This window comes from Novipirellula sp. (assembly GCF_041583735.1).
In the GTDB taxonomy this organism is placed as follows: domain Bacteria; phylum Planctomycetota; class Planctomycetia; order Pirellulales; family Pirellulaceae; genus Novipirellula.
The window spans coordinates 1-9969 of sequence record NZ_JBFHFD010000293.1 but is presented as its reverse complement, the minus strand read 5'-3'; the positions used below and the strand labels follow the sequence as shown (position 1 = coordinate 9969).

At 55.1% G+C, this 9969-nt stretch carries 9 protein-coding genes; 2 read left to right on the top strand and 7 right to left on the bottom strand.

The annotated features are described in order from the left end of the window. The coding region (locus ABX962_RS20100) for an ABC transporter permease (protein WP_372721806.1) at positions 1 to 1515 on the top strand (1515 nt) is incomplete at its 5' end. Positions 1516 to 1598: 83 nt separating this feature from the next. Continuing rightward, a complete protein-coding gene (locus ABX962_RS20095; RefSeq protein ID WP_372721805.1) occupies positions 1599 to 2603 on the top strand; it encodes a glycosyltransferase in 1005 nt (334 codons plus the stop codon). Positions 2604 to 2846: 243 nt separating this feature from the next. Here the strand turns inward: ABX962_RS20095 and ABX962_RS20090 are convergent, their stop codons facing one another. The 7 genes from ABX962_RS20090 to ABX962_RS20060 form a co-directional block, all read right to left on the bottom strand. Further along, positions 2847 to 3524 carry a sulfotransferase gene (locus tag ABX962_RS20090; RefSeq protein ID WP_372721804.1) on the bottom strand — a complete coding sequence of 226 codons (678 nt, stop codon included), beginning with the start codon at positions 3522 to 3524 and terminating at the stop codon, positions 2847 to 2849. A 1-nt stretch (position 3525) separates the two neighbouring features. Then, positions 3526 to 4833 (bottom strand): glycosyltransferase, encoded by a 1308-nt coding sequence (locus ABX962_RS20085; protein WP_372721803.1) that lies wholly within the window; start codon positions 4831 to 4833, stop codon positions 3526 to 3528. Further along, the gene (locus ABX962_RS20080) at positions 4830 to 4973 is read right to left on the bottom strand and encodes a hypothetical protein (protein ID WP_372721802.1); all 144 of its coding nucleotides are present in this window, start codon (positions 4971 to 4973) and stop codon (positions 4830 to 4832) included. The genes ABX962_RS20085 and ABX962_RS20080 overlap by 4 nt, the downstream gene beginning before the upstream one ends. Positions 4974 to 5005: 32 nt before the next feature. Further along, positions 5006 to 5968: a hypothetical protein gene (locus tag ABX962_RS20075; protein WP_372721801.1), complete on the bottom strand. Its 963-nt coding sequence runs from the start codon at positions 5966 to 5968 to the stop codon at positions 5006 to 5008. Then, the gene (locus tag ABX962_RS20070) at positions 5969 to 7024 is read right to left on the bottom strand and encodes a glycosyltransferase family 8 protein (RefSeq protein WP_372721800.1); all 1056 of its coding nucleotides are present in this window, start codon (positions 7022 to 7024) and stop codon (positions 5969 to 5971) included. A gap of 6 nt (positions 7025 to 7030) precedes the next feature. Then, complete coding sequence (locus ABX962_RS20065; RefSeq protein WP_372721799.1) at positions 7031 to 8347, bottom strand: hypothetical protein; 1317 nt, start codon at positions 8345 to 8347, stop codon at positions 7031 to 7033. Positions 8348 to 8472: 125 nt separating this feature from the next. Beyond that, on the bottom strand, positions 8473 to 9705 hold the full coding sequence (locus ABX962_RS20060) for a glycosyltransferase (RefSeq protein WP_372721798.1): 1233 nt from the start codon (positions 9703 to 9705) through the stop codon (positions 8473 to 8475). Positions 9706 to 9969: the final 264 nt, after the last annotated feature.

The following is a 9969-nucleotide window of genomic DNA, read 5'->3' as shown; positions in this document are numbered from 1 at the left end:
ATCCTCGAGCTGTTTCGCAAGCTGAATCTCGAGCACCGGATCACGTTGGTGGTCGTCACTCATGATGCCGAGGTGGCGAAAAGTGCCGATCGCGTGGTCCACATGAAGGACGGCATCATTGCCAGCGATCAAGCCAACGCGTCGGCATATCCGCGAATCGATGCGAAGCCGACGTCCACCTCCGAAGCGGTTTCGCTGGACAATCATGCTGCCGGACAAGTGCTCGCATCCACGATCAATGCAATAGGCGTGTCGCTTTCGTCGCTGCGCACCAATGCGCTGCGTACCGTGCTGACGATGTTAGGCGTGATCATCGGAGTTGCGTCGGTTGTCAACGTGATGGAACTGAGCAGCGGTTCGTCGCGGGCGATCAAAGATACCGTTGCTAGTATGGGGGCGAACATGTTAAACGTTTCGTCCACCTACACGCCTAGTTCAGGCCGTCGGCGTCGCTATGTGCCGCTGACCCCCGACGATGTCGCGCTGTTGCAAGAACAATGTCCCGCCGTTCGGTTGACGGCGCCGATTGTTCATGGGCAAGCTCAATTGGTGTACGGGAACCGTCGTTGTCGGCCCACGTTTGTACTGGGCAGCTCGCCCGATTATCTTCGCGGCCGAAATTGGTCCGAGATGGATATGGGGCAACTCTTCAGCGACGACGCTGTTTTTGACGCCGAAAAAGTGTGTGTGATCGGTCAAACGGTCGCAAGCGATCTGTTTGATGATGAGTATCCGATTGGTAAAGAGATTCGTGCGAACGGTGTTTCGCTTCGCGTGGTTGGCGTGCTGCAGGCCAAAGGCGGCGATGTGATCGGTAACGATCAAGACGACATCATGCTAGCGCCCTGGACCACTTTCAAATACCGCATCAACAGTCGGTCCAATTCCATCAGTCGCATGGCCACGTTTGAAGATCAAATGCCAAAGATGCAATTTGCATCGGTCAAACGATCGACTCGCAACGAACATCTAAGCCAAATCTATGTCCAGGCCTTGACGCCCGAGCATGTTCCGGAGGCACGCGAGCAGATCCGCCAAGTCCTCTCTCGCCGCCATGACGTCGATCCCGACGTCTTTCAAATTCAAGACATCACCGAGGTCTCGAGGGTGACCAAGCAAGTCGTCTCGGGGTTGTCGGCACTTGGATTGATCATCGCAGGTGTTTCGCTATTGGTCGGAGGCGTCGGGATCATGAACATCATGCTCGTCTCGGTCACCGAACGAACGCGAGAGATTGGTCTGCGTATGGCGGTCGGAGCGAATCGCAATGCGATCTTGAGGCAATTTTTGATCGAAGCGACGGTGTTGTGTTTGATCGGCGGGCTGTTTGGGATCGCGCTTGGTCACGCCAGTTCCACGATCATTGGTTGGATGATGGGGTGGCCGAATGAGATGTCGTTTTGGGCTCCGATCGTCGCCGTGGGAGTCGCTGCCAGCGTGGGGATCGTGTTCGGTTATTATCCCGCTCGCAAAGCTTCGATGCTCGATCCGATCGACGCACTTCGTTATGAATAGGTCGTGACGAATCAATCGCAACGAAACGAATCGGTGCTGTCCTCGGCAAATCATGCTGCCCCCCAAACGCTTCATCGGTTTCCATGACACAACCCCGCAGCGATAGCAACGTGTCGCAAGCACCACCCGCGAGTGTCGCCCATCGACGTTTGACTTCGCCCATCACCGTGCGGTGGGCTCATCACCGCAGTGGATGGGGCCACGTTCAGGCCGCGGTGGCCGAGCAACTGCTTCATCCCGAGGGGGAATGTCTCTTTCTTGGCGAACTCGAAGATGCGATGTTTCAGATCGGTCCGTTTCGCAAGCCATGGATCGGAGTCGCTCACCAAACGTTCGAAGCACCGCCACACATGGCTGCGGTGCATGGCGGACGCTCGGACCTTGAATTCCTGTTGAATTACCATCCCAATTTGAGTTTGAGTCTGCCGTATTGCCGAGGGATTTTCACGCTCTCGGAACACGTGGCCACTCAGCTTCGCGATCGCTTGACCGTCCCCATCGAAGTGCTTCGATTGCCGACGGAGTTGGCGGTACCGCAGTTTTCGTTTCAAGCGTACGAAGCCAACCGGCGAAAAACGATCGTCCAGTTGGGGTGTTGGCTGAGACGGTTTTATCCAATCTATGAGTTGCCCATTCGAGGTTTTCGCCGCATCTGGCTAACCGGTGGTGACTTTGATCATCAACATGCGGTCGGGTGTGAAGGCATGCGAAAACGGCGGTTGGTGCGTGTGAAGTGTCCTCCGCGATTATCCAACGAAGCGTTCGACGAACTGCTTTGCAAAAACATCATGTTGGTCGGTTTGTGGCAGGCCAATGCGAACAATTCGATTGTCGAATGCATTGCCCGTGGTACCCCGGTGCTGACGAATCCGCTGCCCGCCGTTCGAGAGTATCTCGGGGACGACTACCCCTTTTACTTCGATGATTTACGGGAAGCTGCGGACAAGTTGCGAAACAATGAACTGATCCGAGAAACCGCCGCGTACCTGCAGCAGCGAAAAGAACATTTGTGGTCCACCGAGACGTTCATCCAGCGGCTGATTCAGTCGGATATCTATACGTCGTTGCTAGGACCCAGCAAAGAGTAACCCCAACTCGTCCTAAATGAAGCAAGTCTTAATCATAATCCTACTCTTAATCTTAATCCCGTCTGCGCAAGCCTCGCTGGACCAGAGACACCCAGAGAAGATTAGGATTAAGAGTAAGAGTATGATTAAGAATCCAATGCAGGCGAACTCGCGTTTTATCCAGATTAAAACTTCCGCTACCCTAACATCCATGCTGGATAAAACATCAAGGCCAAGCACTGGATCTAAGCCGGTCCGCCCACTTCACTGCGATGGGGATTCCAGACCGACTTTGGCTGAGAAAACCTGGAAATCCTCGACGCCGTGATGATCTAAACCGAGGGCCGTGAGCGTTGCATTCAACTCGTCGCCGCTTGCGATTAAACGATCAAAGTCGACGCAGATGATGTCCGCTCGATCAATGCCAACCGGGTTTTGGTACAGGTGGCGGATGTCGGCACATGATTGTTTGCGGAACCACTCGCCGGCAAGACTATTCGCTCGCTCGGTCGCGACACTCTTACGCCATTTGCGCTCGAGCAACAGGATTCGTAAATCCGGGAAAAGCGATTTCCAAACCAAAGCGGTTGCCGAATTACGAGGGTCCTTCCATCCCCAAGGCTGGTCGCGGTCTTCGGCACCCCAGAACCGTTGCTGGATCGCTGCGACATCGATCGACCGCAGGATCGTGTCGAGATTGGCGGACATTCGTTCGTTGTGCTCGCGAAATTGCATGACTCCCTTTGGCGAATGGGGAAAGTCAATCGTCGAGGACAGGATTTGATTGTTGGCGTCTCGAAAACTTACCGATTCGTGAAACTTGCGATCGTATATCGGACCCGCGTCCGCGCCTAGGAACACACCGCAGTGTCGGAGCATCTTTGCCAATAGACTGGTGCCCGATCCAGGACAACCACAAACGAGGATGGGGTGGTGCTTCATATCAAATCGACCGCTGAGGTGCCATGCAGATGGTCGCGTCGGCGACATAGGGTTGGTAGGCCACCATTTCGACTCGCTGTTGTGGATGCAATCGGTAGGTGATATTTCGCCACTCTGCTTGGCGTGCGAAAATTGCTTTGATCGTCCAGTAGACGTGAGCCACTTGGCAGATCGGAATCAACCAAAAGACTCGCAACGACGTTGCCAATCCCATCGATGCCATTAGGGGCTCATCGCTGCGGCAGCGAATCGCATAACGGACCGCACGCTCGGTGGATCGGAAACCGGCGAACATGACAAGATTGGAAATTAGCATCGACAATCCTATCGACGATGCTGCAATGGCGTTTCCGGTCAACAAGGCGATTACGAAGACGGTCATCGAACTTGCCAATAACGTCAGCATCGCCACCGCGTGAACCACCGTGTTGATGAACGTTTTCTCATAGATCCGAGACCACGTTAACATCCGCGTTACATACCGCCCCGCGAACGCCTGCGTGCATTGATCTCGGTTCACCATGATCAATTGGGGGGCAAAGTAGACTTGTAGTCCGAGTCGATCAAATGCCGGTTTGATCGGTCCATCATCGACGACCGAGGTCGTCCATTTTTCGATCAGCCCGGATCGCTTCAAATCCGCAAGCCGCATCGCACACGTACCCGCCCATGGGTTGGCATTGATCGCCGTCGCTGCAATCGCCCCCGAATTCCAGATGCTGCGTAGCAGCGAGCCGGTGTCGATGCCCCCCGCATCCGAGCTTTCAGGAGCATACCACTGGTTTCCTGTCACGACGCCGATTTGGGGATTCACGAGTGGTCGCACTGCATCACGCAGCCAAGTCGGGTGAGGAACGACGTCGGCGTCGACCAGTACCACCACTTCACCATCGCTGCGGATTTGCTGTGCCGCCTGAACTAAGGAACTGCATTTCAGACTGCAAGTCGACGAGGGCTCCTGCAACTCAAAGATTTTCAAGCGGTCAGCAGTGTCGTCGGTCGATTTCACCTCCATCGCCACTTGCCAAGCTGGATCTTGGCGGCTGTCGATCACCACGATGATCTCAAAGTCATCGTAGGCTTGGCCGAGCAAACCTCGCAGATTCAACATTAACCGTGGGTCACATCCACGCAGCGACATCAGCACCGAAGCTTTGGGGGCGAAGCTGCAATCCGATGTATCATCAGATGTCGCCAACCGTTTGCGAACGATTTGGGCGTCAAAGAACCAAGCCACGGCAAAGTGCACCAGCGACCAGACGACAAGCGTCGATCCGAGCAGTATCGCGAATTGGGTAAAGGAGATCATGCGTTCCAAAGAATGGTCAACGGAGTTTGTTCAATGTCATCGGCTGGGTAGCGGTACGGCGCAAGCCGTCCGGTTGCAGCGAGTAAGACGTTCAAATTCAACCGGGCGGCTTGCGCCGCACCGCTACATGAAAAACTCATTTCGTGCCGATGAAGGTATTTTTTGGGGGGGGCTAGCCGCCCGGTGAGTGATTGTCGTGGATCGCTTTGCAATCCGACGCGTTTGATCGCAGAGCGATCAACGACAATCCGGCCATGTTGCCTAGCAGTCGCGCGAAACGGAACAGGTCCTTACCAAACTGCAACACCCCAAACCGGACCTTGTGGATTGCCGCTTCATCCATTCGCCAATTGGGCGTGCTGCCGGAGATCAGGTTTCGCCCACCGGCGAGTCGTTGGTTTTCGCGGGCTTCGGGGCCGCTGACATAGACCGACATGCGGCCACCGGTGACGTGCGAGTAGCCATGTTTTTGGTGGATCACCGGCGCGGCTTTGCTGATATCCACCACGGGGATTTGTGACGTTTTGCTGTGCCAGACCATCCAATTGTCCCAATTGCCTCGCCCGATCGCAAATGCGGGAATGTCTTGGTACAGATCGGCGGGGAACACGAAATAGTCTTTGCAGACGATCGAAGCGCTGGTCCCATCGGACTCAATGTTTTTGAAATACTCGGCAATCCAATCGTCGTTGGCATGATCGACATCGGCAGGCATTTCGTACTCCGTTCGCTGCCCGATCGCAAGCCAAGACTTCCAATCGGATTGGATCAACCGCTCGGTGGCTTGGACAAATCGATGGTCCAGAATGATGTCGGCGTTGACGAACGCTCGGGCGGCCCCTCGCCCCTCGGACGCGGCGATGCGGAAAACATCATCCAACAGCGGAGTGCCGTGCACGTTTATTTTGCGGGTGTGATGACATTGGAATTTCAGGTGAATGTCGGCTGGAATATCCGAATCCGAAAACAGAATAATCTCAACTTGCGGTTGCAACGCTTGCCAGCTTGCGATTGCGTTGCGTTGGTGCGTGTCCGCTTCACCTTCGAACGGTTTCAGTACCGTGAACAACGTCAGCAGCGGCGCAGCGACGGTGGTCTTGTTCGGTCGCGGTTCGGCAAGGACAGGATTGATCATTTAGGCCCACACCGATGTGATTTTTCGAGACGTGATGGTGGTTCGTTTGATCATGTTGACCATTCGCCGATTGAACCAATGTTGAAAACTTGGATCGGGTTTAGGAGGACGCCAATCCTGCCATGCGGTAGCGGCGAGTCCTTCGAAAAACACTTCACTGCGAGGGTGATTTGATCCCGCTTGCCAAGGTTTGAACTCGGTCGTGAAGTGCACAATCGCGGGGTTGGTTTTCATTTCCAACCACTGTTGGCGATCGATCGGGGCATGGTCCGGCGACGGGTATTCGAACACATGGGCGCCTTGATTCCAGCGAGGCTCAAAACGTCCCCACTGGCCGTGACACAGTACGTTCAGCGCATATTGGTCCCAGCACCACACGTGATTGCGATTGTCACGCAAGATTTTCAGTAACTGCTCGGCCACACTCTCTGCTCGCCAACGCTCGACGTTCAATACCATCACGCCACTGTTGAAATACTCCGCGGCACCGTCCAAACCTAATTGGCGATAGTTTGGGATCGGCCGCCGCGTCGCCATGTAGGGATTGGCAAGTCGGTAATTTGCACAGCCTTTTTTTGCATCGATAAAGGGACACGCGGCGTCGGCAGTGGCAACGCAATAGTGCTGAGCGATCGGCAAATCCCAAAGCCTCGTTATGTCCTCTTTGATGAACAGGTCACAATCCAAATAGATCGCTTTGGTGACATCGCTTGGCACCAATTCCGCAGTGAGCAACCGATAGTAGGCGGTGTGCGAAATGTGATGCGAGATCGAAAGATCAGAAATGGTATCCAGATCGGGCTTGATGGGATGAATTTCGATCGGTTCGCCGGCAAGCGTTTGCTCGAGCAGCGACCAGTTGTCGTCAACGATTTCGCCAGTCAGCAAGAACAGACGAATTTGGACTCCAGCGGCGAGATGACGACAGGCACTTTTTAAGGTCACTGCCAGCGGCATCACGTAGGCATCGTCCGCAGCGCACACCACATCGATCCGTTTCACCTTTGGTGATTCGGGCAATCGATTCTCGGTAAGCGATGCAGAGGACTGGTTCATCGTTTGCTAGGTTGCATCGGTGCCATTGGCTTTGGACTTGGAAACCCATTGCAGGATTTTTTCTCGCGTGCGAACCACTGGCCCCGCAATCGGATGGTTGCGAATGGTGTCAAAGATTTTGTGGGCTTGCCCGAGTTCCAATTGCAATTGTTGGATGGTCGCACGGAGTAATTTGATTTCGCGTTGTGCATCCGCCAATTCGATCGACAACATGCCAGCGTCGTTCTGCGTGGCAGCGGCACGCTCGGGGAAGATCGATTCGGCGCACAGCAGCGGCGTTGGGTTCGCCAGCGGTGGCAACAACGCCGCTGGGAACTGCAGCGGTTGCTGGTGCTCTGCCATGGCGTTTGCATGTTCGCTCATTTTGTCAATCAACATCATCATCCGATCGGTGGCATCGGCATCGTGTTGCAACGAGTCGGCCAGCACCGTGTTCTGATAATGCATTCGCTCGGCGGGTGGATCGCACAATTGCGTGATTGTGTGGTCGAGTTGTCCTTGGCACGTGATTCGCCAAGCCGCGTCGACATACAACGGGCTGTTGGTGTAATCCAAGATTGCGGTGGGTTTGCCGACCAACATCGATTCAAGCTGAGCGGTCGACGGCGTGGTGATGACCGCATCGGAACGTCGTAGCGCAGTGATCAGATCTTCGCCCGTGGTATCCCGAAGCGAATTCTCGACTCCTACGATACGGTCCATTCCTCCCGTCAATCGCCAAATCAATTCGATCGGCCGGTTGCACACCGCAGCGGTGGTGTCGGCCCAAGCTTTGACATCGATTAGTGACTGAGCGATCTGGTGATGTTGTGCTTCGGTGAAGCCTGGCCATTTGGCCGTCATGACCAACAGACGCAGCGGTTGGTCTGGTCGAGATTCCCGCGGGGCCGTATCCGCTGGCGTGGCTTCGAGGCGAAGATGATCCAGCCGCGGAATTCCGACGACTTCCACTTTTTCGGTGTTGCCCCACGCGGCCAGCGTTCGTGCTTGCGAGGCTCCGATACATGCCACCTTGTGACACAGAACGGGCCGCATTGTCCACGGGCAAGCCGGTTCGGTTTCGCGGTTCTGCCAAGCGTTTCGCCACTCCAAGATGCCGTCGATCGCATACAGCGTGGCCACGTTTCGGCGTTTCAGTTCATGGATGGCACTGCGGAACCGGTCAAAGTGTTCCGAAAAGAAAATGGCCAAGTCACCGGGCCGGGCCTCGTTTGTCACCACGTCAGGCGGTGTGATGCGAATCGGCATTCGTTGCTGCAGCGGCCGCGCGTGATGCGCTACTTCCGATTCGGTTCCCACATAAAAGATTGTTCCCGTTGCCACCGCAGGGCCCGTCCGTGAGGTTTAGCGTCGCGTCTTGATCGAGATTCACTGCCAATCAAGTCGTTTTGATCCTGCAACTATCGCCTATCAAGCAAAACTGATCAAGTAGGACGCGATTGACTCGATCATCGCCGCAGCCAGGCTAGCAGGTCCGCATAGACCGAATCCTCACTGAGTTCGCTCTCTCGGACTCGGCGAACTCGCTTCGTCAGTTCGCCTCGCAAATCGTGATCGTGGATCAATCGAATCACCGCCTCGGTAAAGCCGTTTGCATCGTCAACGACGATCATGCTATCGATAGCGGCAGCGGACAAACCGTGCGTGTTGTGCGAATGGGTCACCAGCGGCTTACCGAAACTGAGCGATTCGATCGACTTGATTTTGATCCCGCTGCCAAAGCGAACCGGATTGATCGCAAAATCAATCTGACCATAAAAGTCATCGAGATTGGGCAGAAAGCCACGAAGCCGCACCCCAGGGTGATCGGCAAACCGTTGGCGACGCAGACCCTGGTTCACCGATCCTGCGATCACCAATTCGGCGGCGGTGCGGCGGTGGATCTCGGGCCAACAATGTTGCAAGAACCAAGCGATTCCATCCACATTGGCAGCGTTGTCGGATCCAATGAACCCGATTCGAGGCGGCATGGATTCGCCATGTTGGTGCGAGTCGACCTGCAGTGCGTCGGCGGATAGCTCGGTTTGATGTCCGACGATAACAACGTCGCTGTGGGGGGCCATCGAGCGAATGGTTTCGGCTTCCTCGGTTTGAGCTGCGATGATCAAGTCAAACTTGGCCATCGCCGCCGATTCCTCTTCCTTCGAGATCGCGATCCAGTGGTCCTCGTCGTAAGTGGCAAATTGTTGTTGGCGAACATGAAGCAGGTCATGTGTATCGACCAGGGCTTGAAAACGTCGCCGTCCGACGGGAAAGTCATCGAGCAGGTTGGCCCAAATCACATAGTTGCACAAGACAAAATCGGGCCGCAACGATTTCACCAGCGACTTGAATTGGGTGGGGGCCAATGGCCAACGATAGGTTTCCAGCGTTGCAGGGTTTCGTGCCGATGGATCCTGGGTCTCGACCGACGGATCTGGTTGGGAAAGCGATGCAAAGGCACGCTGCAGCGTGCGTGAGAATCGATCTCGAAGTCGTGTTCCCTGGGGATGGAACTTTACGATTGGCAGCTCAAGTTGGCAGCAGATCGCTTCGTCGGAATGAGTCATTTCGACCAAATAGAAAACCGTCACTTGGAAGCCGTTTCGCCGCAGGCATTGCACCAGCGACCAGCTTCGCTGATGCGCCCCGTTCTCACGCCGCCAAAACGGTTGGTCGGTAACAAAGAGGATTGTTTTCATCCGAGAATAATGGGGATTGCCCGAGGCCAGCGAAGCCAACGGGCCGTCGCATCCGGGCCGCATGGTTGCTGTAAAAAATGGAAGACGATACGCTGCTACGCAGGTAGGTTAGAGTCTTTCGATAGGTTCGTCGTGTTGACCGACGCTATGAAGCATCTTCTCGTAGCTACCTTCGCCAGAAGGTGGGGATGCGAATAGGATGGCAACCATCCACGCTCTGGCGAGCGTAGCTACAAAACGCAAATGCCGTAGTTTGCCACTTTT

Bases quoted from the DNA above. Each gene is read 5' to 3' on its own strand.
- ABX962_RS20095 (WP_372721805.1), top strand. From the start codon at position 1,599: ATGACACAACCCCGCAGCGATAGCAACGTGTCGCAAGCACCACCCGCG.
- ABX962_RS20090 (WP_372721804.1), bottom strand. From the start codon at position 3,524: ATGAAGCACCACCCCATCCTCGTTTGTGGTTGTCCTGGATCGGGCACC.
- ABX962_RS20085 (WP_372721803.1), bottom strand. From the start codon at position 4,833: ATGATCTCCTTTACCCAATTCGCGATACTGCTCGGATCGACGCTTGTC.
- ABX962_RS20080 (WP_372721802.1), bottom strand. From the start codon at position 4,973: ATGAGTTTTTCATGTAGCGGTGCGGCGCAAGCCGCCCGGTTGAATTTG.
- ABX962_RS20075 (WP_372721801.1), bottom strand. From the start codon at position 5,968: ATGATCAATCCTGTCCTTGCCGAACCGCGACCGAACAAGACCACCGTC.
- ABX962_RS20070 (WP_372721800.1), bottom strand. From the start codon at position 7,024: ATGAACCAGTCCTCTGCATCGCTTACCGAGAATCGATTGCCCGAATCA.
- ABX962_RS20060 (WP_372721798.1), bottom strand. From the start codon at position 9,705: ATGAAAACAATCCTCTTTGTTACCGACCAACCGTTTTGGCGGCGTGAG.